Source organism: Blautia sp. MSK20_18 (assembly GCF_020553125.1).
In the GTDB taxonomy this organism is placed as follows: Bacteria; Bacillota; Clostridia; order Lachnospirales; family Lachnospiraceae; genus Blautia_A; species Blautia_A fusiformis.
Genome location: NZ_JAJCGR010000001.1, coordinates 211,737 through 234,681 on the forward strand (window position 1 = coordinate 211,737; position 22,945 = coordinate 234,681).

25 protein-coding genes and 2 pseudogenes are annotated in these 22,945 nt (G+C 43.1%); 3 read left to right on the forward strand and 24 right to left on the reverse strand.

Features of this window, described 5'->3' with window-relative positions; all coding sequences use genetic code 11:
- Positions 1-77: 77 nt before the first annotated feature.
- From LI091_RS00970 to LI091_RS01010, 9 genes are all read right to left on the reverse strand, one after another.
- Entirely contained in the window at positions 78-1,178 is a 1,101-nt protein-coding gene (locus LI091_RS00970; protein ID WP_265190677.1) for a DUF4179 domain-containing protein, read from the reverse strand.
- Complete coding sequence (locus LI091_RS00975; protein WP_173760499.1) at positions 1,151-1,705, reverse strand: RNA polymerase sigma factor; 555 nt, start codon at positions 1,703-1,705, stop codon at positions 1,151-1,153. Before LI091_RS00975 ends, LI091_RS00970 begins: the two co-directional genes overlap by 28 nt.
- Positions 1,706-2,012: 307 nt before the next feature.
- Positions 2,013-2,357: an Ig-like domain-containing protein gene (locus LI091_RS00980; RefSeq protein ID WP_243279070.1), complete on the reverse strand. Its 345-nt coding sequence runs from the start codon at positions 2,355-2,357 to the stop codon at positions 2,013-2,015.
- 28 nt (positions 2,358-2,385) lie between these two features.
- On the reverse strand, positions 2,386-5,028 hold the full coding sequence (locus tag LI091_RS00985; RefSeq protein WP_265190678.1) for an ABC transporter permease: 2,643 nt from the start codon (positions 5,026-5,028) through the stop codon (positions 2,386-2,388).
- A gap of 15 nt (positions 5,029-5,043) precedes the next feature.
- On the reverse strand, positions 5,044-5,715 hold the full coding sequence (locus LI091_RS00990; RefSeq protein WP_055053974.1) for an ABC transporter ATP-binding protein: 672 nt from the start codon (positions 5,713-5,715) through the stop codon (positions 5,044-5,046).
- Positions 5,716-5,850: 135 nt separating this feature from the next.
- Positions 5,851-6,750, reverse strand: coding sequence for a sensor histidine kinase (locus LI091_RS00995; RefSeq protein WP_265190679.1), 900 nt, complete (start codon positions 6,748-6,750; stop codon positions 5,851-5,853).
- Positions 6,743-7,420 carry a response regulator transcription factor gene (locus tag LI091_RS01000; RefSeq protein ID WP_265190681.1) on the reverse strand — a complete coding sequence of 226 codons (678 nt, stop codon included), beginning with the start codon at positions 7,418-7,420 and terminating at the stop codon, positions 6,743-6,745. The genes LI091_RS00995 and LI091_RS01000 overlap by 8 nt, the downstream gene beginning before the upstream one ends.
- 219 nt (positions 7,421-7,639) lie before the next feature.
- Entirely contained in the window at positions 7,640-8,020 is a 381-nt protein-coding gene (locus tag LI091_RS01005) for a mannose-1-phosphate guanylyltransferase (RefSeq protein ID WP_195273878.1), read from the reverse strand.
- A 53-nt stretch (positions 8,021-8,073) separates the two neighbouring features.
- Positions 8,074-8,406, reverse strand: a complete 333-nt coding sequence (locus LI091_RS01010) for a DUF3784 domain-containing protein (RefSeq protein WP_195273880.1) — start codon at positions 8,404-8,406, stop codon at positions 8,074-8,076.
- A gap of 390 nt (positions 8,407-8,796) precedes the next feature.
- Here LI091_RS01010 and LI091_RS01015 point away from each other — a divergent pair, with 390 nt between their 5' ends.
- Positions 8,797-9,036: a DUF6061 family protein gene (locus LI091_RS01015; RefSeq protein ID WP_195567690.1), complete on the forward strand. Its 240-nt coding sequence runs from the start codon at positions 8,797-8,799 to the stop codon at positions 9,034-9,036.
- A gap of 380 nt (positions 9,037-9,416) precedes the next feature.
- Here LI091_RS01015 and LI091_RS01020 read toward each other — a convergent pair whose 3' ends face one another.
- Genes LI091_RS01020 through LI091_RS01035 form a run of 4 tightly spaced genes read right to left on the reverse strand, consistent with a single transcriptional unit; the run spans position 9,417 to position 11,985 of the window.
- Positions 9,417-9,713 carry a hypothetical protein gene (locus tag LI091_RS01020; protein WP_215707811.1) on the reverse strand — a complete coding sequence of 99 codons (297 nt, stop codon included), beginning with the start codon at positions 9,711-9,713 and terminating at the stop codon, positions 9,417-9,419.
- A gap of 4 nt (positions 9,714-9,717) precedes the next feature.
- A complete protein-coding gene (locus LI091_RS01025; protein WP_215707810.1) occupies positions 9,718-10,482 on the reverse strand; it encodes an ABC transporter permease in 765 nt (254 codons plus the stop codon).
- 16 nt (positions 10,483-10,498) lie between these two features.
- Positions 10,499-11,224 carry an ABC transporter permease gene (locus LI091_RS01030; RefSeq protein WP_195567463.1) on the reverse strand — a complete coding sequence of 242 codons (726 nt, stop codon included), beginning with the start codon at positions 11,222-11,224 and terminating at the stop codon, positions 10,499-10,501.
- On the reverse strand, positions 11,221-11,985 hold the full coding sequence (locus tag LI091_RS01035) for an ABC transporter ATP-binding protein (protein ID WP_118617161.1): 765 nt from the start codon (positions 11,983-11,985) through the stop codon (positions 11,221-11,223). The genes LI091_RS01030 and LI091_RS01035 overlap by 4 nt, the downstream gene beginning before the upstream one ends.
- A gap of 142 nt (positions 11,986-12,127) precedes the next feature.
- Between LI091_RS01035 and LI091_RS01040 the strand changes: the two genes are divergently transcribed.
- Positions 12,128-12,829 (forward strand): response regulator transcription factor, encoded by a 702-nt coding sequence (locus tag LI091_RS01040; RefSeq protein ID WP_044961761.1) that lies wholly within the window; start codon positions 12,128-12,130, stop codon positions 12,827-12,829.
- Positions 12,830-12,833: 4 nt separating this feature from the next.
- On the forward strand, positions 12,834-14,198 hold the full coding sequence (locus LI091_RS01045) for a sensor histidine kinase (RefSeq protein WP_021651944.1): 1,365 nt from the start codon (positions 12,834-12,836) through the stop codon (positions 14,196-14,198).
- Positions 14,199-14,343: 145 nt separating this feature from the next.
- On the opposite strand, the gene LI091_RS01050 is transcribed toward LI091_RS01045, so the two are convergent.
- The 11 genes and pseudogenes from LI091_RS01050 to LI091_RS01100 all read right to left on the reverse strand — a co-directional run bounded on the left by LI091_RS01050 (position 14,344) and on the right by LI091_RS01100 (position 22,866).
- Entirely contained in the window at positions 14,344-14,757 is a 414-nt protein-coding gene (locus LI091_RS01050; protein ID WP_044961763.1) for a sigma-70 family RNA polymerase sigma factor, read from the reverse strand.
- A gap of 397 nt (positions 14,758-15,154) precedes the next feature.
- Positions 15,155-15,616: a hypothetical protein gene (locus tag LI091_RS01055; protein ID WP_044961764.1), complete on the reverse strand. Its 462-nt coding sequence runs from the start codon at positions 15,614-15,616 to the stop codon at positions 15,155-15,157.
- Between the two features lie 5 nt (positions 15,617-15,621).
- Positions 15,622-16,437, reverse strand: coding sequence for an ABC transporter permease (locus LI091_RS01060; RefSeq protein ID WP_021651948.1), 816 nt, complete (start codon positions 16,435-16,437; stop codon positions 15,622-15,624).
- 12 nt (positions 16,438-16,449) lie between these two features.
- The gene (locus LI091_RS01065) at positions 16,450-17,244 is read right to left on the reverse strand and encodes an ABC transporter permease (RefSeq protein WP_021651949.1); all 795 of its coding nucleotides are present in this window, start codon (positions 17,242-17,244) and stop codon (positions 16,450-16,452) included.
- Entirely contained in the window at positions 17,237-18,163 is a 927-nt protein-coding gene (locus LI091_RS01070; protein WP_044961765.1) for an ABC transporter ATP-binding protein, read from the reverse strand. Before LI091_RS01070 ends, LI091_RS01065 begins: the two co-directional genes overlap by 8 nt.
- A gap of 216 nt (positions 18,164-18,379) precedes the next feature.
- Positions 18,380-19,297 (reverse strand): sensor histidine kinase, encoded by a 918-nt coding sequence (locus LI091_RS01075; protein ID WP_021651951.1) that lies wholly within the window; start codon positions 19,295-19,297, stop codon positions 18,380-18,382.
- A gap of 5 nt (positions 19,298-19,302) precedes the next feature.
- Positions 19,303-19,995 carry a response regulator transcription factor gene (locus tag LI091_RS01080; RefSeq protein ID WP_021651952.1) on the reverse strand — a complete coding sequence of 231 codons (693 nt, stop codon included), beginning with the start codon at positions 19,993-19,995 and terminating at the stop codon, positions 19,303-19,305.
- Positions 19,996-20,014: 19 nt separating this feature from the next.
- A pseudogene (locus LI091_RS01085) lies at positions 20,015-20,281 on the reverse strand (nucleotidyl transferase AbiEii/AbiGii toxin family protein); the annotation flags it as partial.
- Positions 20,282-20,875 (reverse strand): type IV toxin-antitoxin system AbiEi family antitoxin domain-containing protein, encoded by a 594-nt coding sequence (locus tag LI091_RS01090; RefSeq protein WP_021651954.1) that lies wholly within the window; start codon positions 20,873-20,875, stop codon positions 20,282-20,284. It abuts the pseudogene before it with no gap.
- 359 nt (positions 20,876-21,234) lie between these two features.
- A pseudogene (locus LI091_RS01095) lies at positions 21,235-21,480 on the reverse strand (hypothetical protein); the annotation flags it as partial.
- Positions 21,481-21,483: 3 nt separating this feature from the next.
- The gene (locus LI091_RS01100) at positions 21,484-22,866 is read right to left on the reverse strand and encodes a DUF6034 family protein (RefSeq protein WP_044961766.1); all 1,383 of its coding nucleotides are present in this window, start codon (positions 22,864-22,866) and stop codon (positions 21,484-21,486) included.
- Positions 22,867-22,945 lie beyond the last annotated feature (79 nt).

Genomic DNA, 22,945 nt, shown 5'->3' on the forward strand with positions numbered 1-22,945 from the left:
GTATCATATATATTACAGCCAATATCTGAAGGCAGATGATATTGGCTGTTCCTCTCTTCGATAAAATTATTCTTTTGTCATCTGATTTTAATTTCTATTTTTCCTTCCACTGGGCTATATAAATCCAGAGGATCTTCATCACTTTCATAAACACGTCCTTCGCCTTCTCCGTAAGTATCTTCTGTTCCTGTTTCATATTTTTTATATGTTGTTCTGTTTTTTTCTTCTTTATTTACATATAATTCTAATGTCACCGTTTTAGCATCTGGAGAAATTCCTTTATATTTTGTATTATTTCTGCTTTCTTCAAACACAGTCTCTGTGTCTCCATAATTTGTCATTCTATAAAGCCCCTGATTTCCTTTATCGTCGGTTCCTATTAAATAATAATCTTCATATTCTTTATTATCCAAATTTCCATAAATTGTACTTGCCAAATCGTTTAAGCTCATTTTTGAAATCGTCAGATTTTGATTTGGAGATATCTTTATTTTTTTATTCACATTTACATTTATGGTATTCTTCTCCAGTTCTTCCCAATTTGATGAAAATTCAAAAATATAGTCATCCGTATCTTCTGTATCTGCAGTATCCATTTCTGTTGGATCAAATAACCATACTTTCATTTTTATATCTGCTGTATTATCTTTAATAGTTGTATCTTCCAACCTATAATGACAAACCTGACCATCTGCTCCGTTCTCCTTTTTCTCCAGAGCATATGTTCCATCTAACTGTGCCGCTTTTCCATTTATCTCCACTTCTGTTAGTAGAATAGTCTCTTTTTCTTTTGAATCATTTATATTGTCAGATATTGCCACCCATAAATTCTCCTTATCAGCAGCAATTTCATCTAACGTAATAGAAATTCCATTTTTAGTAATCGTTTTTCCAACACTATCTATATATGATTCTACATTTTCATTAATCCCCAATGCAGTTTGAATCCACGAAGTAATCTGTTCCCAGGCCGCATTTATCTCGTGCGGATGTCCCAAACCTCCTATCAATAATGCTATTACAACTCCTGCTGCAATCTTTGCTAATTTTAATTTCAAATTAACATTTCGCTTTTCCCATGGCAAGGAAGCTTCATAAACAAATTTTTCATCTATTTCTCCCATCAGATCCAAAAAATTGTTTTCTTTTTTCATATGATTTCTTTCACCTCTTCCCATAATCTGTTTCTGCTTCGAAAAAGACTGGATTTAATTTTAGTCTCAGAGCATCCATGTCTTTTTGCAATGTCTTTAATATTATCCATATACCAATATCGCCTGACAAAAATATCCCTGTCTCCTGCTTTTAAATCACTTAAAAATTTTTCTAAAATATTCAAAATTTCCTTTTTCTTTATATCCTCTTCCACATAATCCTTTATTGTATTTTCCAGTTTTTCCACTTCACCACAAATATCCATCATATGTGTATCTGCTCTTTTTGAAGCATTTTTCTTTCTGAAATTGTCTAATGCCAAATTTCTGGTTATTTTTCCAAGAAATGCAGGTAATTTTATTGGCGTTTTGGGCGGAATCTTATTCCACGTTATCAGCCACGTATCATTTACGCATTCTTCTGAATCTTCTGTGTTATATAAAATATTCCATGCAATCTTAAAGCAAAATTTTTCATACTTTACTTCTACCTGGCGAATTGCATCTTCTGATCTTTCTAAAAATAAATTTATAATATGTATATCTTCCATATCACATTTCTCCCCTGTATATTAGTGTTTTTATGCAGATAGGTTATTTGCAGTGTGCCATATTAATCTTTTCTATTATATAGAACGTATTTTTTTCTGTTTGGTTGCACTTTTTTTCTATTTTTATAATTTTTTTTGTTACCATGCTTCCATTATCACTATAACATATTATCTAATCATTCTTCTCTCCCTGGTCAACTATTAATATCGTAATCTACTTCTGCAAATAAAGCTACATGCAAAAAATGAAAAAAGGAGCTGCCATTCCATGTGTATTCATGAAAGGCAGCTCCTGCTTAAATCATTTTTATTTAACTACTACTTTTACTTTTTTGCGGATCTTTCCAGATTTCACTGTGATATAGGCTGTTCCCTTTTTCTTTCCAGTGATCACACCACTGGAACTTACCGTTGCGATCTTCTTATTTGAAGAACTGTAGGTAACCTTCTCCTGGGAAGTGATCGGGCCGATGACCGGTTTCAGCGTAAGTTTTTTATTTCTTGCAACGGTCACGCTTGATTTCAGTCCGGTGATCTTTGTTGTTCTTACTGTTGTTTTTTGCACAGTAACGGAAATGACCTGTTTCTTGCCGCTGGCCAGTGTAATGGTCACTTTGATTATTATTTGAATTCCAGCCCTCAGCCTTTTCATTGACAGAGGGCTAATTTTGGCTTAACAATTATTGAGCATCCCTTAACTGATCTACAATGCTGCATTTCGCTGCATTATCATACATCATGCAGGGAATCAGCCACCCAAGCAGAAGAAATACCGGAATTGTCAGCAGGACAGGCAGAACGGTGAACCGATACTCAAAGAACCAGAACATACTGCCCAGCATTTTCCCCGCAAGAGGTCCCACCGCCAGTGAAAGCACAAAGGCCACCGATACGGAAGACATTGCGTAAAACAACCCCTCGTAGATCAGCATGGTTTTGAGCTGTCGGGACGTCATTCCTACAGCCTGAAGCACAGCAAATTCCCGGCAGCGGGAAAGAATACCAGTCATCATGGCGTTGAAGAAATTTAAGAGTCCCACCAGCCCAATGATAGCACAAAGGATACCACCGATCAGAAGGAACATCTGCCGGAACTGAGCAAACTCAGACCGAGCCGTGGCCTTGCTTTCATACATCAGGGGCGAAAACTCACCGGCCGTGAGCTTCGATAGATATTGCTCTGCTTCGGCCTCGTCAGCTTCGTCCGCTGTGTCGAACAAGTAGAGCATCGGAACGACCGCACCACCGCTGTCCCTCTGTGCGGTGTCCACAGACAAAACTACGTCATATCCAATACCACCATAACGATAACTCATGGAATTCGGAAGTTCTACCAAGGCGCAGACCGTGTACTCTACATCTCTGGCTCCATACAATTTTGCCTGAAAGTACTCCTCCGGTGTATCTTCGGTGAGTTCCCCGGTGCGGCTGTCGATATATTTCACATCGTCCGCATAGGTAACGGTGATCGTGTCTCCCACCTTGGGGTAGTATTCAAGATTGGGCAGATTACCGTAGTCATCTAAGGAAACCGCAATGGCAATGGCGTTATTGTCCGGCTCCAACATGGGAGAAATATCTCCGTCGAATACTTGCAGCTTGTCAAACAGACTGTTATCCAGAGCCTCGATTCTGGTATCTCCCATCACCATATTGCCCCGGTGCTCCAGACGGCTCATATGGCTGTCCAACTGTTCGGCGCTTTCGTACCTTGCATAGTCCTGCCGCAGAGCATCCTCCGTCATCCACAGGTAGGCGGGTTTTCGCACAGCATATCCCGTGCCGGAAAGACTGGCCTTTGTGTTTGCTGCGATCTCCTCAATCTGTTCTGGCGTGATGAATTCATCTGCCGGGTTGTAACGGAAATAGTCGGGAGTGCTGACGATAAAATCGGCGCAGGTCATGGAGGATACATACTTCTCCATGCTGAAGCCTCCCACAAAGGCACACAGCGCATTGAACAGTGTCACCGACAGTGCCAGAGACACGACCACCAGCACCGTCTTTTTCTTGTTTCGTCCCAGATTGGCAAAGGCCATCTGATGGAGCTTGGCTCCCCGGGTGCTGCGCTGTTTTTTCTTAGTCTGTATCGCATCCGTATATTTGGTAGCCTCTACCGGAGAGACCTTAGCTGCCATTTTGCCGGGCTTGGAACAGGACAAGAGCACCGTCAACAAGGCGAACAGCATAGAACCAAGGAAGATCACAGGCGATGTGCTGATGGTGGTGATGCCTGCATCCAACTGGGTGGAGCGCAAGACAACAGGCACCAGAACAGCGCCGATGCCATAGCCCAGCAGCAGCCCCGCCGGAATACCGATCAGACAAAGCAGAAGTGCCTGCTGGCGAATGATGCGTTTGAGCTGCCGGGGCGTTGTGCCAATGGTCTTCAGAAGTCCGTAAAACCGGATATCCCCCGCAACAGAGATCTGGAAAATGTTATAGATGATAAGATACCCAGTGAAAATCACCAGCAGCAGAAAAGCTGCTATGGCGACCATCAGCTCTGGATCGAGCTGCGACTCCAGTTGGGATGAGGTATATCCCCAATTGACGCCGATTCGGACGCTGTTGGGATCAGTATAGCTGTCCCATGTGTAACCAAGATCGGTATCCACCTGCTCCATCTGCCCTTGAATGTTTGTGCCGGAAGCCAACATGACATTCAAATCGGTGCGGAAAGGCTGTAACCCTGTTTTCACTGCCTGCGCTTCGATGTCATCTGCGTAATCACGGCTGATGTTGATGTAGTGAACAGGCATTAGTTCATCATAGTCCCAATAGCCCACCAGCGTAAAGGTATCTGTTACAGTAAAGGCGGTTTGATCCTTGTCCGTGATGGAATAGGAAACCGTGACCTCGGCACCCAGCTCCGGCGTTACGCCAAGCAGCTGCAACGCTGCCGTATCCATGGCTACTTCTTTGCCGCTTTCGGGCATCCGCCCGGTAGTAGGGGTGGCATAGCTCCATTTGGTGCAGTTGGCATCCATGTAGCTGATCTCTGCAGGCGTTTTGGAAAAGACACCATCCACAGTGATGCCGATCACCTTCCGTGCCCCCACAGCCTTCACCTTTGGATGAGCAGCGATACGTTCCGCCTGCTCGGGGGAAACATCTTTAAAGGTGCCGTGTGCATAACCGCCTACCTGCCGAAACTGGTAGGTTTCATAACTGGCGTTCAACGACAAGACAATGGTGAACATGGAAGTAAATAGCAGCGTTGTCAGCGCAATGGCAAAAATGGCGATCAGATTGCGGCGACGGTTCGCATAAAGGGATTTTAAGCTGAGCTTTCGAATACATTTTCTGTTTTTGACATTCATCGTGGCCACCTCCCGTTAGTTCTGGGAGACGATCCGACCATCTTCGATACGGATAATGCGGTCTGCCATCTGCGCAATTTCTTCGTTGTGAGTGATCATTACGATTGTCTGGGCGAACTTTTGACTGGTGACTTTCAAAAGGCTCAATACATCCTGGCTGGTTTTGGAATCCAGATTGCCGGTGGGTTCATCTGCCAGAATGATAGCGGGTGCTGCCGCCAGCGCTCGGGCAATGGCTACTCGCTGCTGTTGACCGCCTGAGAGCTGATTGGGCAAGGCATCCAGACGGTCGCTCAGTCCAAGCGTCTGCACGATCTGCTGCACAAAAGCCTTGTTTACCTTTCCGCCATCCAGTTCAGTGGGTAGAATGATATTTTCATATACATTCAGCACCGGAACAAGATTGTAGCTCTGAAATACAAAGCCGATTTTCCTGCGGCGGAAGATGGTCAGCGCTTCCTCCTTCAGGGAGAAAATATCCTGTCCGTCCACTATGACCGTGCCGCTTGTAGGGCGATCCAGCCCGCCCAGCATATGCAACAGCGTGGATTTTCCGGATCCGGATGTGCCGACAATTGCAACAAACTCTCCCTTCTTCACACTTAAATCAACTCCATCCAACGCATGAACTGCGTTATTACCGGAGCCATAAATCTTTTTCAGGTCTTTTGCCTGTAAAACCTCCATAAACGAGTACCTCCATGAAAAAATCTGTATGTATGAAAGGAAATGATCCTTTGATACATACAGATTATCGCATAGGATTCTTTCCACATTCTTTCCGGCAGAAAATGAAATCTAACAGTTTTGATAGAATTGTTGTTATTTCGGCAGAAATATGGAAAACGTACTTCCTTTTCCCGGAACGGAAGCAACCTTGATATAACCGCTCTCACCGGATATAATCTGTCGGGCAAGGTATAAGCCGATGCCAACCCCTTCTTGTTCCTGAACAACATTTGAACGATAAAAACGGGAAAATATCTTTGCCTGCTCGTTTTCCGGGATACCTGAACCGGTATCCGATATATCGATCCTTGTAAACATTTCGTAACTTACGGTAGAAATCGTGATTGTTCCATGCTCCGTATATTTGATGGCATTGTCTACAATATTAGCCAGTGCTTCCGCTGTCCATTTGAAGTCAAATGTAGCGGAAATATCTGTATCGTACAGATATATGGATAATCCTTTTCCAGAAGCCTTGGCGGCATATTGTTCTACTACGCTTTCAAGCAGCGGCTGAAGTGATGCTTGCTGAGGGGAAAGTGAAATGATCCCATTTTCCAGTCTGGAAAGTTTTACGAGAGAATCAATCAGAAATCGTAGCTTTTCCGATTGTTTGTACAGTGCCTCCACATTTTCCTTTGCCGATGCAGACAGAGTTTCCTCCATCAAAAGCTCGCTATATAACAGCAGGTTTGCAATCGGCATTTTCGTCTGATGGGAAATGTCCGCAATCAAGGATTTGATTTTGTCTTTTTCCTGTGCCATATTTCGAGAAGATGCTTCTGCGGCAGAAAGATAGTGTGCAAACTTTGTTTCCAAAGCAGACAGCTGGCTTTCATCAAAAGTTGTTTCAGAAAAGGAGCCGGTCATGGCGGCGTCCAGCATCCTTTCGATTTCTTCCATCGTTTTTATGACCTTTCTCCGCTCCCATAATACAACAGCTGCTGCCGCCAGAAAACACAGCAGTATGATCGCGATGCCGCTTTTATTCATCTTTTGTCACCCAGCTATAACCGATTCCATAGACGGTTTTAATGTATTTCTGTGCCCCAAGCTTATCCCTCAGACGCTTGATCGTAACAGACAAAGCATTTTCATCCACATATTCTGCACCATTTGTCCAGATCCTGTCTATAAGGTTTCCACGCGACATGGTCTGACCGCGGTTTTCAACAAGAAGACGCAGTAATTTTTGCTCTGTTTTACTTAATTCTACTTTTGAATCTCCCACATAAAAGGTCATTGCTTCAAAGTCAAAGTGAAAAAGATCAATATGGGTCGGTGCATTTTTATGGCTTGACGCTTGCTTTCGCAGTTGGGTATTCACTCTTGCCCGCAAAACCGAAAGAGAAAAGGGCTTGGTAATGTAATCATCAGCGCCCCTCTCCAGTCCGTCCACGATGTCCAGATCGGTATCATTGGCAGTCAGCAGAATAACAGGAATCCCGGGTATGGTTTCCTTGACCTCCCGTAGCAATTCAAGCCCACTGCCATCCGGCAGATTGATATCTAACAGGATCAGGGATACACCGCCGCAAAGCAGCTGCTCCTTCGCCGTTTTCAGGTCTTTGCAGGAAATGATTTTCCGATCATCTACTTTCAGTGCTTTGCATAAACCTTGATTCAAACCAATATCATCTTCAACAATCAATAACTGCTCCATATATCTTACTCCCTCGTTACTCAAAGGTATTCGGCAAAGTTAATAACAAGACACAAAAATAACCGCCCCCGCCTCGCAAACTGAACGGTTATTTTCAATCAATTAAGTATGTGGGCTAACCGTCTATCGGCAGCACACTTTTTCTATAATCATATTAGCACGCATATGTGACAATGTCACAATTTTTTTATTCTCAATATTGCAAGACTGCTGGCATTGCTATTTCTTTTCATTCAATAATTCTTTTACTCTTTTAACCGGAAATCTATCTTCAATATCAACTACTTCAAACAGATTTAATGGCAATTCCTTTTCACCAATCAGGGAAAGGTATTCATTAACAGCTCTACGATCAATCATAATCTTTCCATGTCCTGCCCAATGACGATTGCTCTCTTCCTTTTTCAGTCCGGAAAGCCAATATTTATCACCATTTTCAATATCTATATAATTTGCATAGTTACCGATATTCTTCTGAAAGGCATGGTCATTAAAATAGATTGTTTTCTTACTTTTTGAAGTTTTGACATATCCAATCCATGCCGGACCATCATCAGAATATCCCGTTTTTAATTCAATGTACATCAAATTGTTAATCATTCTTATTCTCTCCTGATTCCAAATTTTGCAACATCTCAACTAACTGGAAGTTATTACTTTCTGCATAGCGTGTTTCCCAAAATGATAATTACCACGACATCAATCAAAATAATCCCCAATGCAATATATACAAAAAATGCAGGCAAAATATTTTCAAGCAAGCCCATAATTAATGCAAGAATTGCTATAATAGACATTCCAATTCCCATTGTTCTGCATAACTTCTTTTCATCATATTTTTCCTTTTCTTCTTTTGTAGCTGTATTATATCCAGAAATAAACCAGCTCCCGCGTCCAGAAAGTAAAGTTATAGAAAGTACAGCAAATATTGCAAAGACAATCCACACTATCCAATCAGAACCTGTTGCTAAATCTGCTAATTTCATCTATATGCTCCTTAAATTCAAGTTTTTCTAAACTCTTCAATTCCATCTTCTTTCCCTTCAAATAAGAAGTATCCCTCGCCCAATGTGCTCGGTCAATTCCGATTGAGATTTCACCTGTTTTAAGAAATTTAATAACTATTATATCTTGTTGTTAAATTCTCCGCAAACCCTTGAAAATACTGAATTTATCACAGGCGAACTTTCCCTTATTGTTTCCCTTGTGTTATATCGTCCCACCAGTGTTTACGAACTCTGATAAGGGAAAATACAAGGGCAAAAAAATTATATAAAATAGTATAACACAAAATAAAACTGACATGGTGAACTGATTGGAATGCTTCTTAATTTTTACAATTAATGATCGATTGAATCATAGGGAGATGGGATACGATGAGAACAATATTTGCAGAATACAATCCACAGTGCAACAGTATTGATGTTTATACCAGTGCCGGCTATATGCTCCGCATTGATTGTTGGGAAGCTGAGAAGGACTTAAAAACCACGCCTGGATCAGACTGTGTATTAAATGAACTTGCTATTAATGAACCACTGGAATATACAAGATTATATCTTGATGAAAATTTGCAAATGTGGGTATATGCAGAAGATTCACTAGATCTTTTTTGATTTTCAAACAAATATAACAATTTAAATCACTATTGGCTACAATATTCCTTGAAAATTCATCATAGGTTTGTGTAGACGTAAAGAAACGGTGGCTCTGATTTCTCAAAGCCGCCGTTTCAAATGGGCGTATCACATTGTCTGCTGTACGACGGCTTTTTTTCTTTTGCCGTCGTCTGGCAGATGGTGTCTGTAGTTAGTTACTTGACTAAGGCTTTAATTTTTCGAATTAAATCAAAATCCGTTTTACAGCAATAGTTACCATAATACAGCTTTGCTTTTTGCTCTAACCTATCGAGATGGAGCAGGCAGTACAAGCTAGCAAAGAAACCGCGATCAGGCAGCATCCAATAAATTTCCCAACTCTACGCATAACCGTTTCCTCACTGAACGAAAGTAAGGAACATGGCAAGCGCAACAATTCCCACCATCAGCAGCAGCCAAAAAACGCTGATTGTAGTTGATACAATATTGATAATGCTGCGGCTTTCCCTGCTCCGCACACATACCACCGAAAGAATCAGACCCAGCAGGACAAAAACGATATTGGCTCCGGCCCAAGCGGTTCGGACTCCATCCAACAGCGAAAAGTGCAGAAGCGATGGGGCAAGAGCCGCCAGCGGTAGGATGCTCACAATGAGCGCAGCGATACTAACTGATTGAAGTTTTTTCTTTTCCATAGTTTTACCTCATTTCGTTTTTCCCAAATTTGGTGACAGCCAGCGCGAAAAACAGGCCAAACACTACAATCGCGCATGGCAGGAACGGAAACACCGAAAAAGCGGCGTCGGAAGTTTCTGCTGTAAAGTCATGGAGAGAGCAGGAAACGAGATAACCGCTGTAACAGTACGGGTAGGCGATCCACAGCGGCGTATTCGCAACCAATACACCGGGAATCACAAGCAGCAGATTTAATCCCACAGAAAGAAGCGGCTTTTCAAACAGCACAGTGATGGCCCACATAGCCGCAATGCACGGCAGCATAGTCAGAAACAGCCCCAAGCACCATTTCAGAAGATATAGGATCGGCAGGGTTCCTGTTACTCCCATTGTCTGTGTCGCAATCAACCCAGCAATTACAAATACGACAAGAAACACCACCATCTCCATAAACAGATAAAAGGTAAGCACACAGAATTTGGCAATGGATAATGTGCAGCGGCTGACCGGCAGCGCCAGCATTTTCAGAATCCCGTTATTTCCTGTTTCTCGTCCTGCGATCATCACGCAAACCACGATCATGCTGAATGGAAGCAGATAGTAGGCGTAAACAAGCGCACTTTGAATAAACATAGCAGGCCACGCATTGGTGTATTCCGGTGTAAAGTAGTTGCTCAAACTCGCAACCCCGGAAACCACCACCAATAAAGGTGCAATGAAAATCAGGGGTACGATTTTGGAGCGTTTTACTTTCATAAACTCGATTTTGAGTAAATCCAAAAAGCTCATTTCTTATTATCCCTCCTTACTCGTAGCGTCTGTACTTCGCCAGCCACAAGCCCACAACAAGGAACAACAGTGTTTCCACTAAAGCGACAAGGGCAACCGTCGAATCAGGCTGGGCGCTCATGGCTACTGCTGGTTTCAGAATAATCACAAAAGGATGCACCAGCAAAAGCGTCAGCCCCGAATTTGCAAGGGCCATACCACTCAGAAAACCGGCAACACCAATTCCAAGCGGCACCCACATATTTTCAAAGCGCGAGGAAATCAACAGCATAAACGACAGTACCGGCATGGATGTGAGAAAAGAGTATCCGGCAAAGCGTACCAGCGTACCCATCTCAAATGCGCCGTCCGGCAAGTCCGTCATTCCAATCTGTGCAAGCGCCAGGTTTTGCAGCACGATTGCAACCAAAAACATGACCGTCAGAATCAGAAATTTGCACAGATACATGGCCGGGACGCTGACGGGAAGCATATACATCTTCTTTACGGCACTTCCCTTAAATTCCATGTTGTAGATCATGCAGGTAGCAACCACGATACCGAACAGATTCAGCACCATAATCATGCCGTAGAGCTGGGTCAACAAGACATCCATCGGGGCCAGCGGCAAATTCAGAAGTGTGTCTTTCCGCACAATGAAATTGACAAATGCGTAGGCGGCTCCCAAGACACCAACGGCCAGCAGCACGGGAATCACGCCGGTTCGCTTTCCTTTCCGAAGTTCGATTGCCAGCGTTTTCATAATTTTGCCCTCTGCTTTCTGTCCATGTTATCTTTCTCAACCATAGAAAGAAACACATCTTCCAGATTGTCCGCAACGAAGCCGGATTGCAGGGCGTATTGACGCAGATCATTCATGCTTCCCTCAAACAGCAGCCGCCCGTGGTTGAGAATCCCAATGTCATCTGCAATCAATTCGATTTCAGACAGCATATGGGACGAGATCAGCACCGTGCAGTCGTAAAGGCTGGGCAAGGATTTTACCAGATTGCGGATTTCGTGGATACCAGACGGGTCAAGACCGTTTGTGGGTTCGTCCAGAATCAGAATCGGCGGACGCCCCAAGAGCGCCCCGGCAAGGCCCAAGCGTTGCTTCATTCCCAGCGAATACTGTTTTGCCAGCCGGTCGCCAAACTCGGTCAGCCCTACCAGTTCCAGAGCATCTTCCACATCAGCTTTCGGCAGTCCCAAAATGCGGCGGATAATGTCAAGATTTTCCCGCCCGGTGAGATTCGCGTAGAAAGACGGCGCTTCGATGAAAGAGCCGATCTCTTTGAGAATGGCAATCCGATCCTGCGGAAACTGTTTCCCATCAATGGTAAAGCTGCCTTTTGTGGGAGCGGTCAACCCCAACAGCATTTTCATGGTAGTGGATTTGCCTGCCCCGTTCGGGCCAAGAAAACCATAAATGCTGCCCTTGCGAATATGAAGCGAAACATGATTGACCGAAGTGAAGTTCTTATATTTCTTGGTCAAATGTTCCGTTGTAATGATATAGTCCATAGAAACATCTCCTTTCGATGCTTCTATGGTACAACTTCAACCTGACATCTACATTCTCCCGTCCTTACTTTTACCTTACTTTTTGAGGATGCCCTCCGCAGACTTGAAATCCTATGTTATAATACTTTCGGGAGGTGACGCTATGGACAACTCTTTTCTGCATCGGAAGAAGCTCTTGCTTGTAGACGATGAGCCAGATTTGCTGAAAATGGTATCCGATTTTTTAAGCGATGCTGGTTTTGAAACGGTACTTACTGCCGCAACGGTAAAAGAGGCTATAATAACGGCAGAAAAAGAAAAACCCGACTTGATGGTTTTGGATGTCATGCTGCCAGATGGGGACGGCTTTTCCCTGATGAAGCAGCTCCGCACTTTTACAAATGTGCCAATCATCTTTCTGACCGCAAAAGACGAAGCAGCAGACAAGTTGGCCGGTCTTGGCCTTGGAGCAGACGATTATATTTCAAAGCCGTTTATGCCGCAGGAGCTATTACTGCGTGTCTATGCGGTTTTGCGCCGAACTTATAAAGAGGACAGCCCGCGGGTTTTCCTGGATGGATGTACGATTGATTTTAGCCGGGCAGAGGTCAACAAGGGCGGCGAGATTATCCCCCTGACCGCAAAAGAGCATACCCTGCTGGAAACGCTGGCCCGCAACGAGGGAAAGATCGTTACGGTTGACGCTCTTTGTGAAGCATTATGGGGCGACAATCCTTTCGGCTATGAAAATAGCCTGAATGCCCATGTACGGCGGATTCGGGAAAAAATTGAAGCCGATCCCTCAAAGCCCGTTTCCCTGATTACGATCAAGGGGCTGGGTTATAAACTGATTACAAGGAAGTGACGCCATGAAATCTTTTGGAACCTATATTTCAAAGCACTTGGCGTCTTTCGCTGCATTTCTTTTGATCCTGGTAATTGTCAATGTCGTTCTGTATGGCGTGACTTTCTATCACACAGTTTCAGAGGATTACGGAGAAGCGTCCCCGCGCGCCATGCTTGAGCTGACCTCTACTGCGGCTACCACAGAAGGTTTGCCCGATTACGCAGAGCAGAAATTGCGCCAGTACAATATCTGGGCCATGTATCTAACGTCAACGGGCGAATGCTTCTGGCGGCTCGATGTGCCACAAGAAGTGCCGCAACATTACAGCATTCAAGAGGTAGCTTTATTTTCCAAAGGCTATCTGGAGGATTATCCTGTTTTTGTCTGGAGTACAGAGGATGGATTGTTAGTTTTAGGGTATCCAAAGAATAGCTATATGAAGCTCACCAGCAACTACTATTCCATGGAGACTATTCAGAAAATTCCCCTCTATGTGATAGGAATGTTGGGTATGGATGTGCTGTGCCTGTTTTTGGCCTACTATTTTTCAAAACGCAGGATCATCCAGAACACGGAACCGATTGTAGATGCCATTGAAACATTGGCCGATGGCAAACCCGTTTCTCTCCATATTGATAGAGAGTTATCCGAAATTGCGAACAGCGTAAATAAAGCCTCTCTGATATTAAGCAGGCAAAACGAAGCCAGAGCCAACTGGATCAGCGGGGTCTCTCATGACATCCGCACACCTCTCTCCATGATTATGGGGTATGCGGGCCGTATTGCAGAAAGTAAAGCTGCCAGCAAGAGCATCCGTGAACAGGCGGAAATAGTACGGAAGCAAAGTGTAAAAATCAAAGAGCTGGTGCAGGATTTGAATTTAGTATCGCAGTTGGAATATGAGATGCAGCCGCTTCATAAAGAGATGGTTCGCTTATCCAAACTACTGCGATCCTATGTAGTAGACCTGTTGAATACAGGAATTTCCGATAGCTACAACATCGGAATTAAGATCACTCCTGACGCCGAAAATGCTGTGTTGGAATGTGATGCCAGATTGATTTCGCGAGCTGTAAACAACCTTGTCCAGAACAGCATAAAACACAACCCACAGGGCTGTGAAGTCTGCCTTTCGCTTACAACATCGCAAAACTATCTTATCTTGGCGGTTACGGATAACGGAACGGGTCTGTCTGCTGAAAAGCTGCAAGAGCTGGAAGAAAAACCGCATTATATGGAAAGCACAGATGAGCGGCTTGATTTAAGACATGGGCTTGGATTTCTGATTGTCCAACAAGTCGCCATAGCTCATAACGGCAATTTCAAACTTACTAATGTTTTCCCGAAAGGGTGTGAAGCTGCTTTAATATTCCCGTATATTGGATAAACAGGCAAGTACAAATCTATAAGAAAACGCCAGATGCAGAGGTGATACGCCCCTGGATCTGGCGTTTTCTTAATAAGCGCACTTCAAATCGGTATAACCTTCTTATTAACACTGACAAAAAACAGGCGCATCAAATGAAACTTTATCAAAAATATTTTCCGAGCTGTTTTAAGCCACGCCGGATACTGTCTCGGACACGGCTTGGGTCTACACCTTCTACTTCGGCAATTTCGTTTACCGTCATTCCCAGGTAGTATCGGGCATAAATCCGCTTGGCCTGCTTCTCCGGCAGAGCCATCACTGCGATGTAGAGCTGCTCCCGCAGCTGCTTTTCCTCCAGGAGCATTTCCGGCGTCTGGGGCTTCATCAGGATCGCATTTTCAATGCCATTCTCACAATCCAGAGAGTAATGCGCCTTATAATGATACATCCTCCGATCATAGGCAGCTTCTGCACGCTCAGAATCTCTGATCGTCTCCAGCACATCTTCTGTTACTTCTACAAAGTGATCGGTTTTATAAACATCGGGATACAGATCCCGGAGATTGACTTTCTTCATTATGTACCTCCATTTCGATTCACGGGTGGTTAAAGGGTGAACCGAACAGAGATGGGGAACGGTAGCAGCAGACAACTGGAGTATCTCCGAAATAATGGCACCAAGAACAGCCATTATTGTACTGAATTACACGGAACGATAATGCCGATGCAATGTTATACGTGCCCGGGAGGAGCAATGCTTTTTTAACTGATGTAGATCATGCGAGCTTTGAAAAAGCAAACGAGACACGGCAAAATAACCTCCAATCGGCTACCGTGTCCCTGCAAGTCGTCATAGGATTGTGTAAACGCAAAGAAACGGCGGCTCTGAAAATCAAAGCCGCCGTTTCAAATGGGCGTGTCAAATTGTCTGCTCTACGACGGCTTTTTTTCTTTTGCCGTCGTCCGGCAGAGTATTATTCAATATTTAATTCAATGTTTCCAGTGAAATTCTCACATTCAATGCCAATATAATTTCCACCATCAGGAAGTGTAATTGTGTCACTATATGTTCCGGTTGTTTCAAACAAAGTGACTGCTTCATCAGCTCCAGAAATCCAAAATACTTTTGCAGTTCCCTCCGTAACCTCCAGCGCGCAGTCAATAGACAGGTCCTTACCAGCTTCACGCTTTATGGAAGTTCCGCCGAACAAATACTCTGTATCTGAAAAATCCTCATAGTTGGCTGTATAGCTTCCTGTATAATCATCAATTCCTTTTTCTTTCGTACCTTGTAAGGATGAATTTCCGGTAAGCGCTATGGAACCAGCAGACTGAACAATATTGTTATACTGATCGAGAAATTCGTCTTTTGTACAACCTGAAAGCACAGAAGCACCCAATAGTATCAGGCATAATGATAAAACTATTTTCTTCACAGCTATCACCTTCCTTTCCTGCGTACAGCACGCTTTCCTTTTCCCTTGGCATTTGCCTGTTTACGGGATTTCATTTCTTTTTTGTTACTGGACATCAGTAACAACAGCACCGCCCAGAGAACCATGATGCCAACCCCAATGACCGCCAACAAAGGGGTTGAGGATGTGGTTGTTCCGGCATATTCACTCATGTCAAATCCCACTAAAATCAGCGCAGCAGAGAACGGATAGATGCTGGCAAGGATACCACCTTTGAAAAACAACATGCTGTATCCAAGAAAGAACGCCAGAATGGAACCGCCCAGATATGCCCCTCGGATATGCCCAAAAATCAGAATCAGCGGCATACAGACCAAATAGGTCGTCAGAGCTGCTAACACGATCTGCGTACCTCCATGAAAAAACACTTCCGCTGTCAATCCCGATAATCCAACCGTCAAACCAGTAATCAAGGTAATGCCAACGCTGTATATTCCCAGCAAAACTGCAAGCATACCGACTAAAAGTAACTTAGCTCCCAACATTTTCGGCATAGAAACAGGAATTGTCATGATGTTTTTCAGTGTATCATGAGTGGATTCTCTGTCTATAAGCCATCCTCCGATCATTACCAGTGAAATTGGAAGGAATATCTGAGTGTTTCCCCAAACAACATTTTCAAATAGTGCAGAAAAATCATAGTTTGGATTTCGGTACTCCGCCTCCATAATTAACTGGCTTCCATATTGCACCAAAGGACAAAGTGCAAGCGCTACCAACCCTACCAAAAGGATTTGGCACCGGCGCAGTTTCAATAATTCCGATTTTAATAAGTTCCACATAGTCACACCCCCTTAGATTTCCTGACGCCGGTAAACAAATGCAATCAGCGCAAGAAATACAATGGCTTCTACAATAACCACACCAAATACCTGAACACTATTCAGAAAATACGGACTGACCCGTTCCAACAAATCTGCCAACTCCGCACTGGTCTGGCTTTGGTCATAAAATTGAAATGTCCAGCGGAAGGCCAGCGGTCCCGGGAACAGGGTTCCTATGTTCAAACCAAAAGGCTGTGTAAGAAACATATCGTTCATGGAAAGGATATAATTCGCAATCGTATAGAAAAAGGTAATCACAACAGACACGATATAGTTTTTATTAAGAAGAATAACGAGCAGAATGCAGGGAAGTGCGCCAACCCACATAATCAACCCTTCTTCAATCCCAACGCCAAACAAGGTCAAAAAACCAACCGGCTCCCAACCCTGAAACAACAAAACCGCAAGGTTTACCAATCCTCCAACTGCCATAAAGCCAACGGCAAACAACAGTAAAACCAGCATTTTGGACAGCACTAGCTTGGTTCTATTTACCGGTATGGTAACAAGGTTTTTCAGTGTGTCATTATCGAGTTCCTCAAACAACAGATTCGAAGCCAGTATCACAAGAAGTGGCATCAAAAACAAATATGCACTAAGTTGGAATAGGCTGGACATCACTCCATTTACAGCATCCACATCAGTGTTTACATCTGCCAGAAAGAAAGCATAAGCCAATGGCATGAAAACAGAAAGCAGTAGGGAAATAAATACCAATGGCTTCCGTTTCAATTTCAAAAATTCGCATTTGATTAGTTTAAGCAATTCCTTCTCCCCCTGTCACACGCTTGAAGTAATCTTCAAGACTTTCTTCACAAGTATGCGCCTCCGATACCTCCAATCCATTTTCTACAAAGGCAGTTACAATTTTCCCCACAGGTAGATCAAGGTTGTGCAGGCGCAGATTATGGTCGTCCTGTATGGAGAAATGGTTTTCATGGAAATTGAGTTCCAAAATTCTTGCCGCCTGTGCAGTATCAGAGAGCGTAAAACGGATATGTTTACTGCTTTTTTGCTCCAGCTCAGCAAGGCTTTCTTCTTCCAGCAATGCACCGTGGTCAATAATTCCAATATCGTCAGCCAGCAAGGAAATCTCTGAAAGAATGTGACTGGAAATCAAAATAGTTTTTCCTCTTGCGTTGCAAAGCTCCCGAATAAAGGAGCGTACTTCTGCAATACCGATGGGATCGAGGCCGTTGATCGGCTCATCCAAAATCAAAAGCTCCGGATCGTGCATAACGGCAAGGGCGATGGCAAGCCGCTGCTTCATACCAAGAGAATACTGTGAAAAGAGCTTTTTATCTTTGTAGGGCAGTCCTACCAGATCCAGAGCATCTTTGATAGCATGATTGTTTGGTACGCCCCGCAAAGTAGCAAAGATACGCAGGTTCTCTGTGCCGGTCAGATTGGGATAAAAACCTGGGGACTCAATCAGGCTTCCGATACGGGGCAACAGCTTCTTTTCATTCCCTTTCAAAGACTTTCCCCAGATTTTGACCTCCCCGGAAGTCGGCTTCGTTAAGCCCAACAGTATTTTCATGGTAGTGGTTTTTCCGGCTCCGTTTCTGCCCAGCAGACCGTAAATTCTCCCACGCTTCACATGGATATTTAAGTCAGCCACACTCTTTTGTGAGCCGTATTGCTTCGTCAGATTTTTTGTTTCAATGATATAATTTGTATCCATATTCAAAACCTCCTGTTCTGTAAGGTATTCTATCATGCCAACCTTGCATTAACCTTGCCGCAACCTTGCATTAACCTTGCAATTAAGGAATGAATTGCAATGTAAATCCTATTCCGCTACTTCTCAATCCGTTTGGGGATTGAGAAGGTTCCCATGCCATTTTCTAAAAGACTTCTGAAAATAAGTAAGGCTCCCGCCATAAAGACGGGAACCCGCTTAAATTTCCAAAGGAAAAAGCAAAGTAAATTCCGTTCCTTTTCCCGGTACACTTTCAACTGTTATGCTCCCACCCATCTTTTCTACAAGCTGATGGACAATAGAAAGACCAAGACCGCTGCCTTTGTCAGACCGTCCTTTGTCACACTTATAGAGCCGTTCAAAAATGTGTTTCAAATCTTCCTTCTCAATTCCCACTCCATTATCCGCAAGCAGCAGCTCCATGTTATTTTCCTTCTTTGACAGGGCAATTTCGATTTTGTCTGCATGGCTGTGAGCGATTACATTTTGAATGAGATTATTAACGATCCTCATATAGCTGTCCATATCCAATCTTACCCGGACAGGATGTTCGGGAATATCAATGTCATAATCGACCTGCTTATCTTCAAAAATCGGTATCCAGTCGATTAGGATATTTCTTGTCAGCTCTGCAGCTTCAACGCTCTGGATCTCCAAAGCAAACTCGTTAGAATTTAACTTGAACCAGTCAAAGAGTACATCAATATATTCTTTCAGATCATGGGCTTTCCGGCGGGCGGTTTCAATATAATCATCCCGGTCTTTTCCTGTGACCAGTCCTTTGTGTGCAGCGTCAAGATACCCAATCAGAGTAGTAAGGGGCGTTCGCACATCATGGGAAAGGCTCGTCATAAGCTGGCGGTTGGTTTCTTCCGTCTGCCGTACAGTTGAAAGTCTGCTTTCATAGGCCACAACGATCTCGTTGATTTCATAAGCAAGAGGTGCTGTCAGTTCATTTGTTGCAGATAGAATACGCCGGTTGCCATTTCCGTTTTTCACATCAACCAGCACATCGGCCATTTCTGCTATTTGTTTTTTTACACGCTGAACGAGAACGATGGAAGTCAATACAGCTACAACAGCAATCACAATGGACAAGAATACAATGATTTCCATACTGACTACACCTCCTTATTAAACCGGTAGCCAATCCCTTTAACCGTTTGTATATACTTTGGGCTTGAAGGATTGACTTCTAATTTTTTACGAAGCCGACTGATAATCGCCATAATGTTACTGTCATCATAGAAATATTCTTCGCCCCAAACTTCCTCATAAATCTGTTGTTTTGTCAAAATTTTTCCTTGATGCTTTGCACAGTACAGGAGTAAATCAAATTCCTTTGGGGGCAGTTCAAAAGTGCCGTTTGATGTAGTAACAGAACGATTTTCAAGGTCAATCTGCAGTCCGTTAAAATTTAGCTTTTGTATGGCTCCGGCTTGCTGATTAAAACGGGTGTAGCGGCGTATAAGAGACGCAATACGGGCAATCAGTTCATCCATATCAAACGGTTTTGTAAGATAATCGTCCGCTCCGGCCCGTAAGCCTCGTACTTTAGAAAGGCTGTCATTTTTAGATGTAAACATCAAAATCGGTAAGCTGTACTCCTTGCGAATTTCTTCCAGCGTTTCAAAACCATCCATGCCGGGCATCATCACATCCAGCACTACAAGCTGATATTCCTGCTCTCTTAATTTTTGTAAACCCTCTTTTCCGGTATTACAAAAATCAGCTTCTATGTTTTCTGCTTGTACGCTACGTTTAATCAATTCACACAGTGCTTTGTCATCATCTATAATCAAAATCCTATTCATGATGCAACTCCTTCCTTTGGGATATAATCATTTCTACATCCTCCACACTAACATTAGTGCCTTTTATGGTAGCATCCAGATCCATAGTAGCTCTGGCATCCAGACCAACCATTGCCGCCACCAGCATTCCACCTTTTAATATAAACTGGTTTTTATACTCTGATAAAGAAATTCGTTCTAAAAAACGTTCCATCATATAATTCCGCATCAAAATCTGTGCATCTGCGGATTTTTTTTTTGACATATTACGAATTAAATCCTTTAATTGTCTTGCTGTTGTTATCATCTAAAGTAACACCTCCAAATATGGTCTTAGTATCTTTTCAACATGAAACATAGCTGCGTATTTCATAAGCATCCGTAAGTTTTTATCCTTACGTTTCGCATATTGCTTTAATGCATCTTGGAAGACCTGCATTTCAATATTTTTCCTGCTGCGAAGCAGATCGCAAATCGTTCTCTCCATATCATAAACCGGAACTGAATGTCCAAATGATGTCAGCATAGTTGTGATCCCTATTTCATGTAAATCCTTTTTTACTGTATACACTTGAAAACCGTCTTCCTGCAAACGGCTTGGATTATATCCAGTTCTTACTGTTATGGTGTATTTCAAAGGCTCTCTGTCCGTTAAATCATGAAAAAACGATGCAGTTTCGTGAGAAAATACAGCTTGACCACAACGCAAATGCAAAAGGAACATCGCATCTGTCCACGTATCAGGTGATACATACACACCATGAGAAGCTTGCTCTAATCCTCGTTCCTTCACATAGGCATAAAACACAGACTTACTAATTCCATTATTTAGGACTTGAAATGTCTGAATTGTCCCTCCACATTCACGCAATAACAAATCTAATTTTTCAAATTGAGTCATATATTCTCTCCTTTCATGCTAATATGATAATACACATTAGCATGAAAGTAAATATAAGTAATAGCAGTTAAAATTATAAATGTTCTTACTACTATTGGAACGGTTTTTATTGTTATTTTTTTAAGTTTACTTGCGATTGCAAATATGTAATCATCTTAAGGGAGAAAAGCGGTTAGTCTATACGATTGACTGCTTTTTTCATACCCAGAAAGGAGTGATTGATTTATGCGTATGAAAAAAGGACTTATGATAAATTATCAAATCTAAGTCCTTTTCAATCCATTTGAAATATAGAAAATATCATTTCAAATCATTATCATTTTTTACATATTCCAGAATATCTCCGGGTTGGCAATCTAATGCTTCTGATGCGGACGAAGCTCTATTTCCGGATTCATTCCTGGGAAAGTTAAATGACTGCCATCATATTCACGGGGGCGGATGCTGTTAAATCGTTCATTGTACACTTTTACCAGCCTCTCTCGTCTCTGCCGGTCTTTAAAAATCCAGTCTTTAAATGCTACTTTCATTGCATCCTGCTTCTGTGATGCCAGCATGGTTTCTTTCTTATTAAGGACACGGTTCTCATCACCATTTTCATTCACACTCTATTTTATATCCTTGGATCCCATAGAAGTCGCCCATCCAGCCTGAATCCTTTGTATTACGCTTCCATCCCGTGCATCGATCGTAAGGAGTGGAACGCCTGCATCATCCATCGTCACGTCTCCCATGACCGGTCCATCCTCCCCATTTCCGTACTCATACTCTGGCTCTTTGGATGTCCAGGTTCCATAAAAATCCCACACCGGGATCAGGACTGCTTCGGTATCGCTGCCTTCACTGTCTGGCATGCACATATAACCCAGCTGTACCTTTGTTATGGTTATCTCCGCACTCTGTGCATCAATGGACGGATAACGGTAGTGGCTTCCTCCATCGACAGAGATCAGCCGATTCTTGTCTTCTGTCATGACCTGCAAAGTGATCGTTTTTTCAAAGATATCCTTGACCTCATCAAAAGGAAGTAGGAACAGCCTTTCATCGGAAGCATTCGATACTTCTATGGGATTTCGGTGCAGAAAACTCTGAAGTGTCCCACTGCAAAAGTCCATCGTCAGTACTTCATTTTCCCATCCTTCAGACTGTCCTTCATGAAGTGTTCCATCTTCGTTTTCCCATTCAAGAGCCTGCTCATTAACAGGCAGAGAGGTTTCCCTCACATAATTAACCGGAACCCCGTCTATCATCCGTTCAAAAATGAAATCATCTTTTTCCAAGGTAGTGCTTCCTTCAGTAAGTGCTTTTGAGGAACTTTCAAATATCTCCCAGTTTCCGGACACAAGACCTGAAACCTTCTCCTTTGCTTCCTTTTCAGATACTTTCCCGCTTCCTGCCTTTATATAATTTTGAAAGCGTTCTTCCCTTTCTTTTTTCTCACTCGATTCCAGGGTCATGTCTCCACAATCGTCAAAGATAAACTTCGCTATCCCAAATCCGAGTTCCTCCACATCCGATACCTGCTCACTCTGTGTATAAGAATACCGATAGGTCAGTCCATCTACTGTATATGTCCCCGCCTGTTCGTTCTCATTCTTCTCTTCCTGCATGGGCTGTCCTTTTCCGAATGTGTCTTTTATTTTATTCTGTTCTTCTTCAGGAATCGCCACCCTTTTTACTTTTTTTAAACAGATTGCATCTACATCCGGGACTTTTACCGGTGCATCCGCTGTCAGGGTAAAATTCATCGGGGTTTCTTTATCCTCCCGGTCCGCTGATCTTAGATCTGCTTGGATTGTTGTCTGGTATGTTTCCGGTGCCTGAACCTGTTCGGCAACGATTTTCTGAACTGTCTCCTTTTTCTCTTCTTTTTTCTGTTCTGTCTGATCCTTTTCTTCCACAACAGCAGACTGGACAATACGGTCACATCCGGATAATGTCAAAAGATTCATACACAGAACGGCTCCCATAAACATTTTTATTTTCTTCATCCTTTTTCCATCCTTTCCTTTCGGTATTAAAAAAGGTACCCTCTTCTTATGAGAAAAGAGTACCATATTGCTTTGCCGA

Excerpts from the sequence above, each read along its gene's own strand:
- LI091_RS01000 (WP_265190681.1), bottom strand. The coding sequence starts at position 7,420 with ATGGAGCAGTTATTGATTGTTGAAGATGATATTGGTTTGAATCAAGGT.
- LI091_RS01020 (WP_215707811.1), bottom strand. The coding sequence starts at position 9,713 with ATGGAAAAGAAAAAACTTCAATCAGTTAGTATCGCTGCGCTCATTGTG.
- LI091_RS01100 (WP_044961766.1), bottom strand. The coding sequence starts at position 22,866 with ATGAAGAAAATAAAAATGTTTATGGGAGCCGTTCTGTGTATGAATCTT.
- LI091_RS01050 (WP_044961763.1), bottom strand. The coding sequence starts at position 14,757 with ATGAAGAAAGTCAATCTCCGGGATCTGTATCCCGATGTTTATAAAACC.
- LI091_RS01010 (WP_195273880.1), bottom strand. The coding sequence starts at position 8,406 with ATGAAATTAGCAGATTTAGCAACAGGTTCTGATTGGATAGTGTGGATT.
- LI091_RS01070 (WP_044961765.1), bottom strand. The coding sequence starts at position 18,163 with ATGGATACAAATTATATCATTGAAACAAAAAATCTGACGAAGCAATAC.
- LI091_RS01080 (WP_021651952.1), bottom strand. The coding sequence starts at position 19,995 with ATGAATAGGATTTTGATTATAGATGATGACAAAGCACTGTGTGAATTG.
- LI091_RS00980 (WP_243279070.1), bottom strand. The coding sequence starts at position 2,357 with ATGAAAAGGCTGAGGGCTGGAATTCAAATAATAATCAAAGTGACCATT.
- LI091_RS00970 (WP_265190677.1), bottom strand. The coding sequence starts at position 1,178 with ATGGGAAGAGGTGAAAGAAATCATATGAAAAAAGAAAACAATTTTTTG.
- LI091_RS01005 (WP_195273878.1), bottom strand. The coding sequence starts at position 8,020 with ATGATTAACAATTTGATGTACATTGAATTAAAAACGGGATATTCTGAT.
- LI091_RS01075 (WP_021651951.1), bottom strand. The coding sequence starts at position 19,297 with ATGGAAATCATTGTATTCTTGTCCATTGTGATTGCTGTTGTAGCTGTA.
- LI091_RS00985 (WP_265190678.1), bottom strand. The coding sequence starts at position 5,028 with ATGAATGTCAAAAACAGAAAATGTATTCGAAAGCTCAGCTTAAAATCC.
- LI091_RS00975 (WP_173760499.1), bottom strand. The coding sequence starts at position 1,705 with ATGGAAGATATACATATTATAAATTTATTTTTAGAAAGATCAGAAGAT.
- LI091_RS00990 (WP_055053974.1), bottom strand. The coding sequence starts at position 5,715 with ATGGAGGTTTTACAGGCAAAAGACCTGAAAAAGATTTATGGCTCCGGT.
- LI091_RS01045 (WP_021651944.1), top strand. The coding sequence starts at position 12,834 with ATGAAATCTTTTGGAACCTATATTTCAAAGCACTTGGCGTCTTTCGCT.
- LI091_RS01035 (WP_118617161.1), bottom strand. The coding sequence starts at position 11,985 with ATGGACTATATCATTACAACGGAACATTTGACCAAGAAATATAAGAAC.
- LI091_RS01030 (WP_195567463.1), bottom strand. The coding sequence starts at position 11,224 with ATGAAAACGCTGGCAATCGAACTTCGGAAAGGAAAGCGAACCGGCGTG.
- LI091_RS01015 (WP_195567690.1), top strand. The coding sequence starts at position 8,797 with ATGAGAACAATATTTGCAGAATACAATCCACAGTGCAACAGTATTGAT.
- LI091_RS01025 (WP_215707810.1), bottom strand. The coding sequence starts at position 10,482 with ATGAGCTTTTTGGATTTACTCAAAATCGAGTTTATGAAAGTAAAACGC.
- LI091_RS01040 (WP_044961761.1), top strand. The coding sequence starts at position 12,128 with ATGGACAACTCTTTTCTGCATCGGAAGAAGCTCTTGCTTGTAGACGAT.
- LI091_RS01090 (WP_021651954.1), bottom strand. The coding sequence starts at position 20,875 with ATGACTCAATTTGAAAAATTAGATTTGTTATTGCGTGAATGTGGAGGG.
- LI091_RS00995 (WP_265190679.1), bottom strand. The coding sequence starts at position 6,750 with ATGAATAAAAGCGGCATCGCGATCATACTGCTGTGTTTTCTGGCGGCA.
- LI091_RS01060 (WP_021651948.1), bottom strand. The coding sequence starts at position 16,437 with ATGTGGAACTTATTAAAATCGGAATTATTGAAACTGCGCCGGTGCCAA.